Genomic DNA, 15,975 nt, shown 5'->3' with positions numbered 1-15,975 from the left:
CCCGTCCTGACACTCGTGGATCGCCCCTCGAATGCGGCGGAGTCATACCCAGGCGGAGGTCCCGCTGATCGAGTTGGTACGGCGACTGCCTTCCCTCCCGCGACGTCCGCGATACTCATCGACCTCGACCACCAGGGTCGGCTCGACTTGGACGTCTTCGTGACCGAGGAGATCGCCACACGCCGGGCGCGGTATGCCGTGAGCGTGCCCGGCACCACGGTCAACCGGCTGTGCGGCTCCAGCCTCGACGTGGCGATGACCGCGAGCCCGACGATCGAGTCCGGCGACGCCGAGGTGGTGCTGACCGGTGGCGTGGAGTCGATGACGCGTGCGCCGTGGGTGCTGCCCAAGTCGGCGAAACCGTTCCCGGCCGACGACGTCACCGCGGTCTCGACCACGCTCGGCCGGCGGCTGGTCAACCCGCGGATGCCGAAGGAATGGACGGTCAGCCTCGGTTGGTGACCTTCGGCGGGTGGCCTGCCGCCATGGCCGTGTACTCGCCGCCATCCAGGTCGGTGAAGGCATAGCCGCCGTCCTGGCGTACGTAGTTGCCCGCGCCCGGCGCGTCCACCGTGTACGAACCGTCCGGGTGGGTCACCACGCGGCCCACCTGCCGCCCGCCCAGCGAGATCAGGGTGACGACTGCCTGCGGCACGGGCGCCGACTCGGCGCCGATGACGTGGCCGCTGACCGGGACGCCGCCGGAGGACCGGACCGCGGCAGCGGCACTCGCGGTCGCCGCGCGGTCGAGAGCGGCTGAGCGAAAGGCGCCTGACGGGTGAAAACCCAGGTCAGGCGCCTTTTTTCGTGCGTCTAGAAGAAGCCCAGCTTCTTCGGCGAGTACGACACCAGGAGGTTCTTCGTCTGCTGGTGGTACAGGCTCGCCATAGCCTCTGACCTGAGGCTATGGGTGGACTTGACTGCGGCTGAGCCGAGTTGGGCCGTGCCTGGTCCGGATCTTGGTCCGGCCTGTGGCGTCGGAGTGTGAGGCCGGGGTCGAAATGGCGCATATTCTCCGGAAAACTGCACAACGGATCTCGCCGGAGCAGGGTCGACGACGCCCGTCGTGCGCGGTTGGTTACCTTGGGCCTACATCTGCTAAGAGGAGCATGTGCTGGCCCGCCTCCTGACCGGCGGGGTGACCGTCTGAGTGGGTTCAGGGCGCGTGGGGTCGAGCAGGCATCATGGCAGGGCCCGAACCGTCTTCGTGCTCATGCGGTGCAGTCTGTGACGGTTGCGGGGCGATGCCTTTGCCCAGTGACCAGGGTCCATGCGTCGATGTCCTGATAGCGCCGCGGGCCCGGGTGGCCACTTGCCGTGCTGCCGACCAAGTGGAGACGTGCGGTCTGCCAAGGGCGTCCGCTGACGCCGTCGAGGCCTGCGGCCGCCGACGTTACGGACGCGTTGTCGTAGCGGCGAGCGCGGGCCAGCGTGAGGTGGGGACGCAGCGGGCGTTCGGCGAAGGCGACGTCGCAGTCCCTGATCCGCGCCCGTACCGCTTCGCTCAGCTCGTGCAGTTGGTCGAGATCGCCCGCGACGCCGCTCCACAGCACTCGCTCGTCGAAGTGTCCGCCACCGAGCAGTGCCAGTTCGAGAGAGGGGCGGGAAGCCGCCAGGTCGGCGAGGGGTGAACGAAGCCGCTCGATGGCCTGCACCGGCAGCTCGCCCAGGAAGGCCAGAGTGATGTGCCAGTCTTCGATGCGGTTCCAGCGCAGGTTGGGATAGGCGGCGTAGGCCGGGCTCAGCGCGTGTGCCAGCTCGTTCTTCGCATCGTCGGGCGGCGCGAGGGCGATAAACGCGTGCTGGGTGGCGGTCTGGGGCGGTTCGGTCACGGATGTCTTCTTACCTCATGCGTCCGCGGGACTTCATCTGCGTGTATACCCAGGGCGCGGACGCGTTGGATGAGGTTGTCTGGATTCGGCTGGCGCCTAAAGGGTAACTGGGCAAGCGAGTCCGAGGCCCTGCCCTCTAATCGATGCGCCGTGGTGGACGCTGCACGCCCGTGCGGCGCTGATTGCGGCGCAGGCAGACCTACTCGATGACGACACGGCCGTCGCCCATCTCACCGCACTGCTGGCTCTGACTGAGCGCGGCAGAACGGGCAAGTTGATGGAATCCCCACTTCGGCACCTCACATATCAGGCCGCACGCAGCGCCTGTGCTCTTGGGGCGAGAGGAACGCTGGCTCAGGCCCAGACTCTCCTTGACCTGCTTGCTTCCGATGTGCCACGAGGACCTCATCAATACCGCTTCTCTGACTACGGACACGCAACGGCGTGTGTTGCCATAGCCAGGGCCCACCCCTGCCGCACAGTGAATGCCCTCACGCGACTCTTCGACCTGGCCGATGGCGGGCCGATGAGGCACTGAAACTCACGAGGCAGTCGCGGCCGCGCAGGCTCGGGATGCCCAGCCCGTTCTGCCATCGGCGACACCAGCCGTCTCGGAGCCTTCAGACGGTCGGTCAGGGGGGTGCCGGTGGAGCGCGGGCAGTGGTCGCGGGGCGAGGCCCGGGCCCGACTCACCGGCTGCGAGCACCACCCGGGCTGCAGTTAATCACCTCAGCTGACAGCCCCGTTCTGCCAGACCATGCCCTTCACTTGCCGGCCCAGCGGCTCGTACGTAACGTCGACGAGGTCGCTTCCTCTCCGGAGTGTCAGGGATATGTCCGTCAGCCTCCCCGCGTTTATCCTCTCTGGCGGCGGAGCGTGCACGATGGTGTCGCCTTCGCGTACGCCGGCCTTCGCCGCAGGACCGCTGTGGACGATGCCGGAAACGATGCCGGCCTTGAAGCTGCTGTAGTCGAAGCCGACGTCCAGCTGGTGGATCTCGACTTCCTTGGCTTGGAAGTACGGCATGAGGCAGTCGAGGTCCGGGAGGATCCACTCCCCGGACATCATGGCCTCGTGTGCTGTTCGCGCGGCATCCCCCACTTCCTGGGTGACGAGTGTCGTCCAGTCCTCGAGGGTGGCCTTGTGGCCCGCGCGCTTGCGTTCCAGAAGAGCCAGAACCACGTCGTCGAGGCTCCGCGTCCCGTGTGTGGCTTGCCGAATGCGGTGGTCCATGTCGATCAGGTGGAACAGCCCGCGGCCGTACGGCACCCTCTGGGCGCGCCAGTCCTTCCAGTAGAGCTCGGCGGCTTCTGCCGAGGTGAGGGTCTGCAGCGGGTTTCCGTAGTAGCCCCGGGCTCGCTGGTTGAGTGAGTCGAGGAAGGCCTCATCGCTGATCAGGCCGACTCGGTGCGGGAGGAAAATCGAGTAATACTCGGCGACTCCCTCGTTGTACCAACTCACCTGACTGGGATCTTCCCATCCGTCCAACAGTGGCCAGTTGTGGACCGTTTCGTGGGCAAGCAGCCGCGTCAGCTCCTCGATCGTGTGTGTCTCGGAGTCGCTCCACCCGAACATGTAGCCGCGTGAGCCGGGAAGGAGGCTTCCGCCGAGGCCGCGGTAGGGATGCTTCCGGACGAACACGCGGAAGCCGGGGGCCGGTTCGCGGAAGAACCGGCACATCTCCTCGTAGAGGATCCGGCTCTGTCGGCCGATCAGGGCTGCGTCGAAGGTCGGCGGGGAGAGCCAGAACATGCCGAAGGTCGGGTGCGGCTCTGGCGGGTGGGAATGCAGGACGCCGGCCATGAAGAAGGTGCAGGCGACGGATTCCAGGGTGGTGGTGCGGCGTACGGTGCCCTCACCGTGGCTGCTGACCCCGCGGGCTTCGGAGGGGAGTTCCTTGAGGTCCCAGCGCACCTCGGTGTCGAAGGTTGCCTCCAGTTCGGGCAGGGCGAGGAAGCTGATGCCGGCGCCGCTGATGCCAGCGCCCTCGGCGCGCAGGTCGAAGAGGGGACCGTTGGCGGTGGTGGCGTCGACGATGCGTACGGGTGCGACGTAGTCCACCGTCACGTCGCCTCGGGTGTCCCTCTGCACGGTCCAGCGCCGGTAGGTGAAGGAGGGCGTGGGGTCGTCCAGGGTGTGGGTGAGCGGAATGACGCCGAGGTCATCGGTGGCGCGGATGCCGTCGGAGGCGACCTTGGCCGCCTCCACCCCGAAGAGAACTTCGGGGAGCTTGCACAGGGCCTGGCCGGCTGCGAACCGGAGTCCGCCGATGGCATAAGTGACCCGCACGCCAGATGCCGCGTTCCCGGCCAGGCACGGTGTGAGAGTCACCCGGAGGGTGGGACGGCACATGGGGATCACCTTTCGTCCGGCGCACCGAGCCACGCCGTCGCGGCTACGACGAGCGCTTGAATACCGGTGTGCAGGGTGGGCTCTACTACGGGGGCGAAGTGCGGTGAGTGGTTGGTCGGCAGACTGTCCTGTCTGCCTTCCTCGACGGCGGCGGCGAAGTCGGCCGGGTCGAGGCCGCCGAGGAACCAGAAGACGGTGGGAGCCTTGCAGGCCGCGCCGAAGACACCGACGTCCTCGCTGCCCGTGACCGGAGGCATCACGGTGATGCGCTGCTCACCGAAGTGCGACATGAGAGACGCGATCGTGATGGCGGTGGCATCGGGGTCGTTCTCGGTCACCGGGGCCGCGATCGTCCACGTCACCTCCGGGGGCCGGGGTGCCCCACTGGCGTCGGCTTCACTGCGGATGATGCGTTCGATGGCCCGGCGTATGGTCGTTCGCGTGCTGGTGGAGAAGCTCCGGACGCTGATTCCCAGCTCGGCGGTGTCCGGGATGATGTTGTCCTTGGTACCCGCGGCGAGCCGTCCGACCGTCACCACCGCGGCCTCGGAAGCGGCGATCTCGCGCGAGACCACGCCCTGCAGCCGGGTGACGATGTGCGCCGCCATCAGAACGGGGTCGACCGTGGTCTCCGGGCGGGATCCATGTCCGCCACGGCCGTGCAGGACGACTTGCGCCGCGTCCATGGCGGCCATGATGGCGCCGGACCCGTAGCCGATGGTTCCGACCGGGGTGGGAATGACATGTTGCCCGAGCACGACGTTCGGTGTGGGGAAGCGTTCGAAGAGGCCGTCGTCCACCATGTTCTGTGCGCCGCAGGCGAGTTCCTCTGCCGGCTGGAACACCAGCATCAGGGTGCCGGACCAAGCGGCGGTGGCTTGGGCGAGCAGGGTCGCCGCGCCGATCAGGCACGTGATGTGCATATCGTGACCGCACGCGTGCATCACCGGTGTTTCCAGCCCGTCGAGCCCTGTCGCCCGCACGGTGGAGGCGAAGGGCAGCCCGGTCTTCTCCAACAGGGGGAGGGCGTCGAGTTCCGATCTCAGCATCACGACGGGGCCCTCGCCGCGCCGGAGTACGCCCACGACGCCTGTCCCGCCCACCTGCTCGGTGACCTCGTAGTCCAGCATGCGCAGCCTCTGGGCCACGCGTTCGGCGGTGCGGTGTTCCTGCAAGGGCAGTTCGGGATTCTGGTGCAGGTCCTGGTACAGGACTTGCAGATCCTTGACGAGTTGGGGCAGCCCTGTCCACAGCGTTGTTGTCACGATCTGTTCTCCTTGATCACGGCTGTGCGGTCATGAGCCGTCACCCTGAATGACGGTCGGCGGCGTACTGAAGGGCCTGATCCCGAGTTCCGTGTAGATCTCGTGCGGGTAGTAGACGTCCCCGTTCTTGACGACCATGCGGACGTCGCGGACCACGCTGATGTCCTCAAGGGGGTCGCCGTCCAGCAGCACGAAGGAGGCGTTCCTGCCGGGTTCGACGCGGCCGTGGCTGTGTCCCAGGCCGAGGTGATCGGCACAGTCGCGGGTGGCGATGCGCAGCACTTCCGCGGCCGGGAGCCCGGCCTCCACATAGAGTTCGAGTTCGCGGTGGACGGTGAAGCCTGTGGAGTCGTCGGTTCCGGGCCACAGAGCGATGCCGTGATCGTGCAGGCGCTTCAGGACCTTGAGGACCACAGGGAAGGACGTGTCGTACTCGCTCAGGTCGTCCTCGCTGGTGAAGGGGACGTAGGTGCGCTTGCGCTGACGCTGGTAACCGGCGGGCATGTGGCTCAGGAACGGAGCGTCGGCCGACAGGACCGTCCGGGCGCGGCTGAGCATGAGCCGTTCGACGATGACGGCAGTGGTGTCGAGGCCGATGTTCCTCTCCCGCATCAGTTTCAGGGTGTGCCGGACCGCGTCACAGTCCAGGTCGAGGTCCTTGGCGCGCGTCATGGCGGTGAGCCTGAGCGGTGTGCGGGTGTCCTCTCCCTCGTCCAGGAGCCAGCCCAGCATGAGCTGGTTGACGTGTGTGATCTCGTCGTAGCCCGCCTCGATCATCCGGTCGGGAGTGGTGAAGGCCGGGATGTGACCCACGGCCCGCAGGCCCAGGCGGTGTGCCTCCGCGGTCAGCGCCGGCACCCAGTCGGGATTCATGGAGTTGTAGATCTTGATCTGGTGGTAGCCGCGTGCGGCGTACCAGCGGACCGCGTCCAGTGCTTCCTCGAGGGTCTCGGGGATGAACCCGAACAGTGCGGAGTGCGGGCTGCGGCCCTCGATGAACCCCGAGGGCACGACGGTGGGTCCGGCGATGGCGCCCGTGTCCCAGCTGGCGGTCAACGACAGCAGTGCCTCGTTGGCGTTGCCCATGTCGCGGACGGTCGTGACACCTGCGGCGAGATAGAACAGGCCGTCGATCGGCCGCACATGGGCGTGCATGTCGTGCAGCCCGGCCACCAGGGTGCCCCCAGCGCCGTCGATGACGACTTCCCCGGCGACCGCCACGCTCTCCTCGTCCGGTGCCATGCCGGTGATCCGGTCGCGGAACATCGTGACCGACATGGGTTCGGTGAGGGTCAGGCGGTCAGGGTCGAAGACGCGGACGGCGCGGATGCGGACCGGCGCGTCGAACCGGTGGCGGATCCGCTCTTGCACCTGGTGCAGGTAGGCACGCGTGAGAGTGCCTTCCAGCTTCGCCAGTGCGGGGTACTGCTGCTCGAAGGGGGCACGGACCAGGTCGCTGCCCATGGCGAGACAGGCGATCAGTTCGCCTTCGGCGTCGGTGAGGACGTATTCCGGCGTCAGGGCGATGCCCCTGACGGCATGGACATCGACGGGCACCGGCCCCCCAGGACCGTCGAGTTGCGTGCTGTGCAGCAGATCGGTCCGGACATGGCCGTGGGGCAGTGCCTCCACCGAACCGCCCGCGGCCAGCGCCGCCCGGGCCGCTATCCAGGTGCTGTAGGGGCTTGAGTCCGCCGGAAGGTACAGCCTGGGTGTGCCGGAGTGCTCGCCGGCCTCGGCCTGGCTCGTCCACGTCTGAGTGAGGCCGTCGGTGACGAAGCGTTCCTGTACCTGACCACCCATCAGCGAGGTGCCCTCCACCGTCCACTGGTGGGGCAGCTGCCCGTCTTCGCCGACGGAGATTCGTTCGTGCAGTTCGGCCCCGCGGCCGTTGTTGGACACGGCGAAGTCGGTGCGGAGTTCGCCGTCGGGGTGGTGTGTCACGACGAGCTCGCCGCACCGCTCTCCCGCCCCGAAGTAGGTGAACCGCTCAGTGTGGCCGGCTGCCGGCATCAGGCGGTGTCCTCACGGACGGCGACGCAGGTGACCTCGAGGTTGGCTCCGGCGGGCAGCTCGGCCACGCCCACCACGGCTCGGGCAGGGGCGGATTCCGGCTCGAAGCAGGTGGAGTAGATCTCGTTGAACGTGGGCCAGTCGGAGACGTCACGCAGGTAGGCGGTGACGCTGACGATGTCCGACATGCTGTACCCGGCCTCACCGATGACGGCTTCGAGGTTCTTCATGGTCTGCCGGATCTCTGCTTCCTTGCCTCCTTCCACCAGCTGGGATGTGCCGGGGAGAAAGCCGCCGGTACCGGCCACGTAGCAGTGGTTGCCGACGATGACCGCCTGCGAGTAGGGGCCCAGCGAGGAACCGTTCTGGATGATCCGCTTGGACACTGTCGTCCCTTTCAGGTCGCCGTGGGAGAAGTGCTGGACAGAGCGCCGAGCAACGCGTCGACCTCGCTGTCCAGCGTGTAGAAGTGGGGTGAGACGCGCAGGTTGCCGCCGCGCTGCGCGGTGACGACGCCACCGTGCCCGAGCCGCGCGACGAGCTCGTCGGCCGCGTCGGCGGACAGTCTGAGACTGACGATCGTTCCCTGGCCGTCGTGGGACGCGAGGGCGTGACCCAGGTCGGCCGCCTCGGCCCGGATGCGGTCGGCGAGGTCGTGTGCCCTGCGGGAGATGCTCTCGAGGCCTATGGTGTGACGCAGTCGCGCGGCGGCGCCGAGGGCGTGGATGCCACTCAGGTTCGGGGTACCTACGGCCAACTCGTGCGAGGGCGGGATGTTGCCGTGTCCCAGGAGCGTGGGGGAGAGGTGTTCCCGAACCGTCGGCTTGGTGATGACGAAGGCGATGCCGAACCCGGCGAGCATCCACTTGTAGCCGGTGGCCACGAGGAAATCCACGTCGTTCGCGTCGACGGGGACGACCCCGGCGGACTGGGCGGCGTCGCACAGCAGCAGAGCGCCGGCCTGGGCACAGGCTCGGCCGAGCGCCGTGAGGTCGATCAGGGTGCCCGTTACGGAGTTGACGTGGGAGACCGCCACGAGCCGGGTACGCGGGTTGATCGCCGTGAGGAGGGCGCCGAGGCGGTCGTCGTCCGGCCCCGGCTGCACCGTGACCAGACGTACTCCCGGAAGCCTGCTCCAGGGGAGGAGCGTGGTGGGGAACTCGTCCGCGAGGACCAGCACCTCGTCGTCGTCCCGCCACGTGATGGCGCGGGCGACGGCGTTGACGACCTCGCCGGTGGAGGAGGCGAAGGTGATGTCCTGGGGGGCGCAGTTGAACTCCGAGGACAGCAGTTCCCTGGTCTGCTCGACGGCGGAGCGGGTGCGTGCCATCCCGCGGACCCCCGCGCCGAGCGCCTCGTAGCACGCGCCGACGGCGGTTCGCACCGCCTCGGGCACCAGGCCCACAGAAGCCGTGTCGAGGTAGGCACAGGACGGCTTCTCCGGAAAAGCCTCCTGCACGAACCTGCGGTGGGAGTCGGCGGACAGCGTCATCAGCTGGTCCTCACTTGGCCTGGGTGGCCCGGAGGTTCAGCGCCCACCGGCCGTCGAAGTAGTCGTCGACGGTGACCTTTCCGGTGGATGAGGCGAACCCCTTGCCGACAGCCATGAGGAAGTCCTGTGCGGCGAGCGGTACGTAGGGAACCTGGTCGGCGATCTGGGTCAGCAGTGTCTGCGTGGCGTCCCAACGGGTGGCGTCGGTACCCGCCGTGTTCACCACGGGGAGCGACTTCTCGACCTCGGGGGTGGTGAAGTTGGCGATGTTGACCTTCTGGGGGCCGATGTTCTCCTTGCCCACCGCAGAGCCGAGCAGAGAAGCCGGATCCGTGCCTGAGGTGGTGAAACCGAAGGCCAGGGAGATGCCGGTCAGCTTGTGCTCGTAGAACTTGGCGGACCAGGCGTTGAGGGTGACGGACTTGACGGTGACGTCGATGCCCAAGGTTTTGAGGTTTTGTTGGAGCGACAGTGCCAGCGCCTTGGTCGCCGGCACGGCGTCGATGTACTCGATCGTGGTGCTGAACCCGTCGGCGTGACCGGACTTGACCAGTTCCGCCTTGGCCTTCTTCAGGTCGATGGCCTGACTGGGCAGGGAGTCGAGGAACCTCTGCGCCGCCTCGTTGCCGCCGGCCACCCCGGCGAGGTTCTTGGCCGGCAGGAAGCCCTTGAGCGGTGTCGCCTCACCTCCCCAGGCGGCCTTCACCAGGCCCGGGATGTCCGTCGCGTAGGCGACCGCCCTGCGTACGTGCACGTCGTCGAAGGGAGCCTTGGTCACGTCCATCGCGAGGAAGTTGACCGCGTCGGAGGCTGCGGAGTAGACGTGGGTGCCCGGCACGGCGCGCCACTGCGGCGCCGACTTGACATTGGTCAGCACGCGCATGTCGACGTCGCCCGAGCGCATGGCCAGTTGGGCGCTGTTGTCGTCGGTGATCACCTTGAGGTTGAGCTTCTTGACCTTTGGCTTGCTGCCCCAGTAGCCGTCCCTGCGAGTGAGCGTGACGCCGGAGGCATTGGCCGAGGTGACCTCGTAGGGACCCGTGCCGACAGGGATCGCGGCACTGGTACCCAGCTTCGAGGCGTGAGCCGTGGCGAACTTCTTCTCCTGGACGAGCGTCGCGCCTGCCAGCCCGGCCCTGGCCGTGGGTATCGCGGCACTGAGCTTCACCGTCACCTCGAGATCCCCGGTCACCTTCGCGCTGGAGAAGCCACGAACGCTCGCAGAGGTCTGCGCGGGCGGGGTCGCCGTGTGCGTCAGGCTCCAGGCGACGTCCTCAGCGGTGAGCGGCTCGCCGTCGGAGAACTTCACCCCCGAGCGGAGCTTGTACACGATGGTCCTGGAATCGGGCTGGACGACCTTCTCGGCGAGGGCCGGGATGTAGGAGCCGTTCGGTGCGACGCGCTCGAGCGGCTCCGTGACCAGGGACATGAAGCTGCCGGTGACCACCGGCTGGGTGCTCGTCGCCTTGTCGTAGCCGGGAGGCTGCGAGGGAAGCGCGAACGTGAACGTGGGTATGTCGTCGTCGGTCAGCTTTGCCGCGGCACCGTCGTCGGTGGTGTCTGTTCCGGCGCACGCGGTGGCCGTGAGGCTCATCAGAAGCAGACCGCCCAGGACGGTGGGCGCCGTGCGTCGTGATCGTCTGTTGAGCATGAGGAGGGAGTTCCTTCCTGGGAACAGGGGGAGGGGCAACGACTGGGCGGGAGCGCGTCAGGGTTTGCGGGAGGGCTCCCGCGAGCCGTCACCCGAGGTGGTGTCGACCGTGGCGGCTCGGGGGCCGGGCACGGAGGCGACCAGACTCTTGGTGTAGGGGTGCCGCGGAGCGTCCAGGAGCTGAGCGGTGTCGCCTGCTTCGACGATCGTGCCGTCCTTGAGGACCAGGGTCCGATCGGTCATCTGACGTACGACTGACAGGTCGTGGGTGATGAAGAGCATGCTGGTGCCGTAGCGGGTGCGGATGTCACGGAGCAGTTCGAGGATCTGGGCCTGGACGGAGACGTCGAGCGCGGCCACCGGCTCGTCGCAGATGAGCAGTTTGGGCCGTACCGCCAGCGCCCGGGCGATCGCGACGCGCTGTCGCTCACCGCCGGACAGGGCACTGGGGCGGCGTCGAGCGTGGATCTGTGGCAGACCGACGAGGTCCAGCAGCTCGGCAACCGTCCCGGGTGCGCCGTGAACGCCCGCTCCACCGGCCGTGATGGCTTCTCCCAGAGCCGTCTCGATCGTCATCGACGGATTCAGCGACGCGTAGGGGTCCTGGAAGACGACCTGGACAAGACGGCGTACCCGTGCGCGCTGCTCGCGGGAGAGTCGCCGGTAGTCACTGATGTCGAACCCGTCGAGCTCGATGGCGCCGGATGTGGGGGTGGACAGACCCAGGACGCACCGAGCCGTCGTCGTCTTGCCCGATCCGGTCTCCCCCAGCAGGCCCAGCGACTCGCCCTCGGCTATCTCGAACGTGACGTCCGCGAGTGCGACGTTCTCCTTGCGCCGGCCGGTCAGGGAGGCCGTTCGGAAGGTCTTGCTCAACGCCCTGACCTGCAGCAGTGGCGCGCCGAGACCGCGTACGGGTGGCTCGTCCGCGGTGGTGGACCGGGAACGTATCGCGGCGTCCAGCTCGTCGCTCAGGTCCGCGGCGCGGACACATGCCGAGTGGTGCTCGACAACAGCGCCTGGCGCACTCACCTCGGCCAGGAGTGGCGGGCCCGAGGTGCACGCGTCACGGCGCCACTGGCATCGGTCCGCGAACGCGCAGGTCTGTGTGACGGAGTGGGCCGGCGGCACGTTTCCGGGAACCGAGGCGAGGCGTTCCTGATAGCGGTTGACCGGCGGTTCCGCCAGCATCAGACCGAGCGAGTACGGATGACGGGGCCGACGCGCCATCTGCTCGGCCGGCGCGTGCTCCAGAACGGTTCCCGCGTACATCACCATGATCCGGTCGCACACCGAGAACGCGACGCGGAGGTCGTGGGTGATGAGGATCAGTGCCATGCCGCGGTCGCATTGCAGCGTGCGCAGGAGTTCGAGGACCTGTGCCTGAGTGGTCGCGTCCAGGGCCGTGGTCGGCTCGTCCGCGATGAGGAACGCGGGGTCCTGGGCGAGCGCCGTGGCGATGGCCACCCTCTGACGCATGCCGCCGGACAGCTGGAACGGATAGCGGTCGGCGACCTCCGCCGCGAGACCGACCTCGGCCAGCCGCCGCGCGACCTCGGTACGGGCTTCCGCCTTGTTCCTGCGGACGGCCGGCCCCAGCGACTCGCGCAGGTGCTCGCGAACGGTCTGCAGCGGATTGAGAGCCGTGAAGGGATCCTGCAGCACCATCGCGATGCGGGACCCGCGCAGGGGACGCAGTTCACGCTCGCTGATATCGAGCAACGAAGTGCCGTCGAAGACGACTTCGCCCTCCGCCGAGACACCGTCGGCCAGAGCACGTGCCAGCGCGCGGGCCGTCATCGTCTTGCCGCTGCCCGATTCCCCGACGATGCCGAGTACTTCACCGGCCCTGAGGTCGAAGCTCGTGCTATTGAGCAGGATCCGGCCCTGCCGGGTCTTCACCCGCAGGTCGCGCACGGACAGCAGGGGCGCCGCCGACTGCCGCTGTATGCCCGTCACCGTTGTCCTCCTCGGGCGGAGTAGCGGTCGTACATCCAGTCTCCCAGGAGGGTGATGCTGGTGGCGGTCAGCAGGATCAGCAGGCCGGGGGCGAGGGAGACCCACGGGTTGACGGTGAGCATGCTCTGGCCGTCCTGGAGGAGGGATCCCCAGTCGGGTGTTCCGGGGGGAGCGCCGAGGCCGAGGAAGGAGAGTCCTGACAGACCGATGAGCGCTCCGACGAAGTCCAGCAGGAAGGTGGCGAGGATCGTGGGGAAGATGTTGGGAAGGATGTGGCGGAAGACGATGCGTGGGACGGACAGCCCCAGTGTCCGGGCCGCCTCGATGTAGGGCAGGCGTACCTGGGCAGCCGCCACGCTGCGCGTCATGCGGAACGCGGTCGGCAGGGACAGCAGCAGGAGCACCCCGACGGCGAGCCAGTAACCTCCGCCGAGCACGCCGACGATGACCACGATGACGAGCAGTCCGGGCAGTGCGTACATGAGGTCGGCGACTCGGCTGATGAGGGAGTCGACGAATCCGCCCTTCCATGCCGCGGCCATGCCGAGCGTCGTACCGAAGAGGACGGCGCCCGCCGCGACGATGACCGGACCGATGACCGCGATGCGGGCTCCGGCGAGGAGGAGGGACAGTACGTCCCGGCCCAGGCTGTCGGTGCCCAGGGGGTGGCCGCCTCCCGGGCCGGCCGCGGTGTTCATCAGATCCTGGTGGGTCGGGTCGAACGGAGTGGTCCATGGACCGATCACCACCAGAACGGCGATCGCCGCGGCGACTGACCCGGCCAGGAGGATCAGAATGGGCGGTCGCTTCCGTCGGCGCCCTTCGATCTGCTCGGGTGCTTCCACGGTCTGGGCGACAGCGGTCAGTTCGGCCATCACGCACCGTCCTTCACGGCGAACCGCGTCCGCGGGTCCAGTGCCAGTCCCAGGAGGTCCACGGCGAGATTGGTCAAGATGACTGAGGCGCCGAGCACCAGCACCGCTCCCTGCACGACAGGCACGTCGTTGTTGGTCACCGCCGCCAGCAGCAGCGTGCCGATTCCAGGCAGCGAGAACACCTGCTCGATGAAGAGCGTGGAGGTCAGAGCCGCTACGAGGATGAGGCCGAGGCTGGTGACGACGGGCAGTGCGGCATTGCGCAGTGCGTAGCGCACGAGGACCCGGCCGTGGCTGAGACCGCGCAGCCTGGCGAAGGTGATGAAGTCCTGGGACACCGCCGTGAGCATGGCGGCGCGGGTCTGGCGGACCAGAATGCCGGACAGCACGGTCGCCAGGGCGACAGCGGGCAGGGTGAGGTGCGAGACGCGCTCGGCGAAGCCGGTACCGGTCCCGTAGACCGGGAACCACCTCAGGGCGACTCCGAAGACGTAGAGCAGGACGATCGCGAGGACGAAGGCCGGTGCGCTGATGGCGACGGTCGCGCCCGCCGAGATGGCCCGGTCCGTGCGGCGCCCCCGCCGGATGCCGGCCAGCATGCCGAGCGGGATGCCGACGAGCAGGATCAGAACGAGGGCGTAGCCCCCCAACTGCAAGGTCAGGGCCATCCGTTCGGAAAGGATCTGCCCGACCGGGGCGTCGCTCTGCACGGAGATCGACTGCCCGAAGTCGAGTGCGCAGACGCCCGCGAGCCATCGCCCGTACTGCACCAGGAAAGGGTCGTCGAGGTGGTAGCGGGCGTTGAGGGAGTCGACCAGCTCGGGTGATGCCGGCCTGGTCCCCAGCAGGGCTTGGAGCGGTGTGCCCGGGCTGAGGCCAAGCAGGCAGAACACGAGGAAGCTCAGCGTCAGCAGGAGCAGGATGCCGGCCCCCAGGCGTCTCAGAACGAAGGTCGCTACCATGGCCGGCCTCCTCTCGGCGGGCATGCGAGGAACATGCTGGGCACCTCGTTTCTGGGTCTGTCAGCGCCAAGCTCGGTGGAAGTGTCAACTTGCTGTTGATGTTCTCGACAAAAAGTTGCACATAAATCGCAGCGATGGAAGCCCTGTGCGGCTGGGTTCTCCGGGGATCTACCGCATTGACTTCGCAGACCTGCCACTGCCACACTTTGTGGAATGGCAGCCAATCCGCGTCCAACCCGCAAGCGCCCAACCGAGGAGACCGGTTCCGGCAGGGGGATGGCGTTCACGCTGAGCCAACGCGCCTACGCCGCACGGGTGGTCGAGATCGTGGCCCCGATCGTCCCTGCCCTGGCGAAGGCGCTCCAGCCGCGCACGGAAGTGGTTCTGCACGACCTCACCCGCATGCCGAACACGATCGCGGCCATCGCCGGTGCCGTCACCGGCCGTGAGGTCGGTGGTCCGCCGACCGACCTCGGTCTGCGCACGTTCCGTTCGAATCAGCCCGAAGACATGATCAACTACCGTACGGAGACCGCGGAGGGGCTGGTGCTGCGGTCTTCGAGCATGTTCTTCCGCACCCCGTCGGGCGTTCCGGTGGCCTGTCTGTGTGTCAACTCCGACGTTCACGACCTCCAGCGGGCCAAGGAGGTCCTGGAGGCACTGACCGCTTTCAACGGCGCGACGGGAGCATCGGTCGCGGAAGTGCCCGTGGAAACCTTCCCCGCCACGGTGGACGACCTCGCTGACGGCATCATCCGTCAAGCCATCGAGGACGTGGGTGTCCCGCTCCACCTGATGAAGAAGAGTCATAAGGTGGAGGTGGTGCGCGACCTGGACCAGCGCGGGTTCTTCGCCATCCGGGAGGCTGTGGATGTGATCGCGCAACGGCTGGGTGTGAGCCGCTACACGATCTACAACTACCTTAACGAGATCTCCAGCGATGCGGAGACGGGCTGAGCGGCCGATGCCGGTCGGCCTCCTGGATCCCTTTGAGTTCGGCGTTTCGTTGAATCTTTCTCTCTTTCGTTGAACGTTCCTGCATGGCTTCCACCAACGGTCTGCGTGTCCGGCGCCGTCGGCAGACGCGGCGAGATGTCCATGCGGCCGCACTGTGGCTGGCTCGGGAACATGGCTTCGACAAGATCACCGCCAACATGATCAGTGCGGAGGCCGAAGTCTCGCCGCGCACGTTCTTCAACTATTTCCCGAACAAGGAAGCGGCCGTACTGCCAGGCCCCACCGAGCTGCCCGAAGGGTTGGCCGCGGAGTTCATCGCGCGCGGAGCCGCGCACCCCAGGGAAGTACTCGCGGACCTGACCCAGCTGCTGGTACGGGATCTGGCCGACAACGCGCCGCAACGTCAGGAGACGCACGCCGTCTTCGCGCTCACGCGCAGCCACCCCGCCCTGCCGGCCGCGATGCCGACCCGCTTCGACTGCTTCCAGCGCTCGATCGCCGAGGCGGTCGCGCAGCGGCCGAGCAACGGCCCGACGGTGAGGTGCCGGCCTTGCTCGCCGCCCTCGCCCTGACCGCGATGCACACCGGCCTGGAGCGCTGGGCGTGCGAGGAGTCCC

12 protein-coding genes and 2 pseudogenes are annotated in these 15,975 nt (G+C 67.7%); 3 read left to right on the top strand and 11 right to left on the bottom strand.

Annotation, left to right across the window (positions count from 1 at the left end):
• Window positions 1–192 precede the first annotated feature (192 nt).
• Window positions 193–456, top strand: a pseudogene (locus SGFS_RS51810) (thiolase family protein); the annotation flags it as partial.
• Between the two features lie 85 nt (window positions 457–541).
• Here the strand turns inward: SGFS_RS51810 and SGFS_RS11055 are convergent.
• From SGFS_RS11055 to SGFS_RS11005, 11 genes and pseudogenes are all read right to left on the bottom strand, one after another.
• A pseudogene (locus SGFS_RS11055) lies at window positions 542–712 on the bottom strand (carboxypeptidase-like regulatory domain-containing protein); the annotation flags it as partial.
• 499 nt (window positions 713–1,211) lie between these two features.
• Window positions 1,212–1,832 carry an RNA 2',3'-cyclic phosphodiesterase gene (gene thpR / locus SGFS_RS11050; RefSeq protein WP_286249632.1) on the bottom strand — a complete coding sequence of 207 codons (621 nt, stop codon included), beginning with the start codon at window positions 1,830–1,832 and terminating at the stop codon, window positions 1,212–1,214.
• A gap of 729 nt (window positions 1,833–2,561) precedes the next feature.
• A complete protein-coding gene (locus SGFS_RS11045; protein WP_286249631.1) occupies window positions 2,562–4,184 on the bottom strand; it encodes a M61 family metallopeptidase in 1,623 nt (540 codons plus the stop codon).
• Between the two features lie 5 nt (window positions 4,185–4,189).
• A complete protein-coding gene (locus tag SGFS_RS11040; protein ID WP_286249630.1) occupies window positions 4,190–5,449 on the bottom strand; it encodes an amidohydrolase in 1,260 nt (419 codons plus the stop codon).
• A gap of 30 nt (window positions 5,450–5,479) precedes the next feature.
• Window positions 5,480–7,462: an amidohydrolase family protein gene (locus SGFS_RS11035; RefSeq protein ID WP_286249629.1), complete on the bottom strand. Its 1,983-nt coding sequence runs from the start codon at window positions 7,460–7,462 to the stop codon at window positions 5,480–5,482.
• Window positions 7,462–7,848, bottom strand: a complete 387-nt coding sequence (locus SGFS_RS11030; protein WP_286249628.1) for a RidA family protein — start codon at window positions 7,846–7,848, stop codon at window positions 7,462–7,464. The genes SGFS_RS11035 and SGFS_RS11030 overlap by 1 nt, the downstream gene beginning before the upstream one ends.
• 11 nt (window positions 7,849–7,859) lie before the next feature.
• Window positions 7,860–8,954, bottom strand: coding sequence for an aminotransferase class V-fold PLP-dependent enzyme (locus SGFS_RS11025; protein WP_286249627.1), 1,095 nt, complete (start codon window positions 8,952–8,954; stop codon window positions 7,860–7,862).
• 10 nt (window positions 8,955–8,964) lie between these two features.
• Window positions 8,965–10,605 carry an ABC transporter substrate-binding protein gene (locus tag SGFS_RS11020; protein ID WP_286249626.1) on the bottom strand — a complete coding sequence of 547 codons (1,641 nt, stop codon included), beginning with the start codon at window positions 10,603–10,605 and terminating at the stop codon, window positions 8,965–8,967.
• A gap of 57 nt (window positions 10,606–10,662) precedes the next feature.
• A complete protein-coding gene (locus SGFS_RS11015; RefSeq protein ID WP_286249625.1) occupies window positions 10,663–12,564 on the bottom strand; it encodes a dipeptide ABC transporter ATP-binding protein in 1,902 nt (633 codons plus the stop codon).
• The gene (locus SGFS_RS11010; RefSeq protein ID WP_286249624.1) at window positions 12,561–13,439 is read right to left on the bottom strand and encodes an ABC transporter permease; all 879 of its coding nucleotides are present in this window, start codon (window positions 13,437–13,439) and stop codon (window positions 12,561–12,563) included. Before SGFS_RS11010 ends, SGFS_RS11015 begins: the two co-directional genes overlap by 4 nt.
• Window positions 13,439–14,401 (bottom strand): ABC transporter permease, encoded by a 963-nt coding sequence (locus SGFS_RS11005; protein WP_286249623.1) that lies wholly within the window; start codon window positions 14,399–14,401, stop codon window positions 13,439–13,441. Before SGFS_RS11005 ends, SGFS_RS11010 begins: the two co-directional genes overlap by 1 nt.
• Window positions 14,402–14,677: 276 nt before the next feature.
• Here SGFS_RS11005 and SGFS_RS11000 point away from each other — a divergent pair, with 276 nt between their 5' ends.
• Complete coding sequence (locus SGFS_RS11000) at window positions 14,678–15,358, top strand: helix-turn-helix transcriptional regulator (protein ID WP_286249622.1); 681 nt, start codon at window positions 14,678–14,680, stop codon at window positions 15,356–15,358.
• 83 nt (window positions 15,359–15,441) lie between these two features.
• A complete protein-coding gene (locus tag SGFS_RS10995; RefSeq protein WP_286249621.1) occupies window positions 15,442–15,930 on the top strand; it encodes a TetR/AcrR family transcriptional regulator in 489 nt (162 codons plus the stop codon).
• Window positions 15,931–15,975 lie beyond the last annotated feature (45 nt).

Source organism: Streptomyces graminofaciens (assembly GCF_030294945.1).
Classification (GTDB): domain Bacteria; phylum Actinomycetota; class Actinomycetes; order Streptomycetales; family Streptomycetaceae; genus Streptomyces; species Streptomyces graminofaciens.
Note: the sequence above shows the minus strand (reverse complement) of the source record. Positions and strands in the feature narration are given on the sequence as shown.

What these genes read in the sequence shown, in the direction of transcription:
- SGFS_RS11045 (WP_286249631.1), bottom strand. Translation starts at nt 4,184, where the DNA reads ATGTGCCGTCCCACCCTCCGGGTGACTCTCACACCGTGCCTGGCCGGG.
- SGFS_RS11035 (WP_286249629.1), bottom strand. Translation starts at nt 7,462, where the DNA reads ATGCCGGCAGCCGGCCACACTGAGCGGTTCACCTACTTCGGGGCGGGA.
- SGFS_RS11025 (WP_286249627.1), bottom strand. Translation starts at nt 8,954, where the DNA reads ATGACGCTGTCCGCCGACTCCCACCGCAGGTTCGTGCAGGAGGCTTTT.
- SGFS_RS11020 (WP_286249626.1), bottom strand. Translation starts at nt 10,605, where the DNA reads ATGCTCAACAGACGATCACGACGCACGGCGCCCACCGTCCTGGGCGGT.
- SGFS_RS11010 (WP_286249624.1), bottom strand. Translation starts at nt 13,439, where the DNA reads ATGGCCGAACTGACCGCTGTCGCCCAGACCGTGGAAGCACCCGAGCAG.
- SGFS_RS11005 (WP_286249623.1), bottom strand. Translation starts at nt 14,401, where the DNA reads ATGGTAGCGACCTTCGTTCTGAGACGCCTGGGGGCCGGCATCCTGCTC.
- SGFS_RS11000 (WP_286249622.1), top strand. Translation starts at nt 14,678, where the DNA reads ATGGCGTTCACGCTGAGCCAACGCGCCTACGCCGCACGGGTGGTCGAG.
- SGFS_RS10995 (WP_286249621.1), top strand. Translation starts at nt 15,442, where the DNA reads ATGGCTTCCACCAACGGTCTGCGTGTCCGGCGCCGTCGGCAGACGCGG.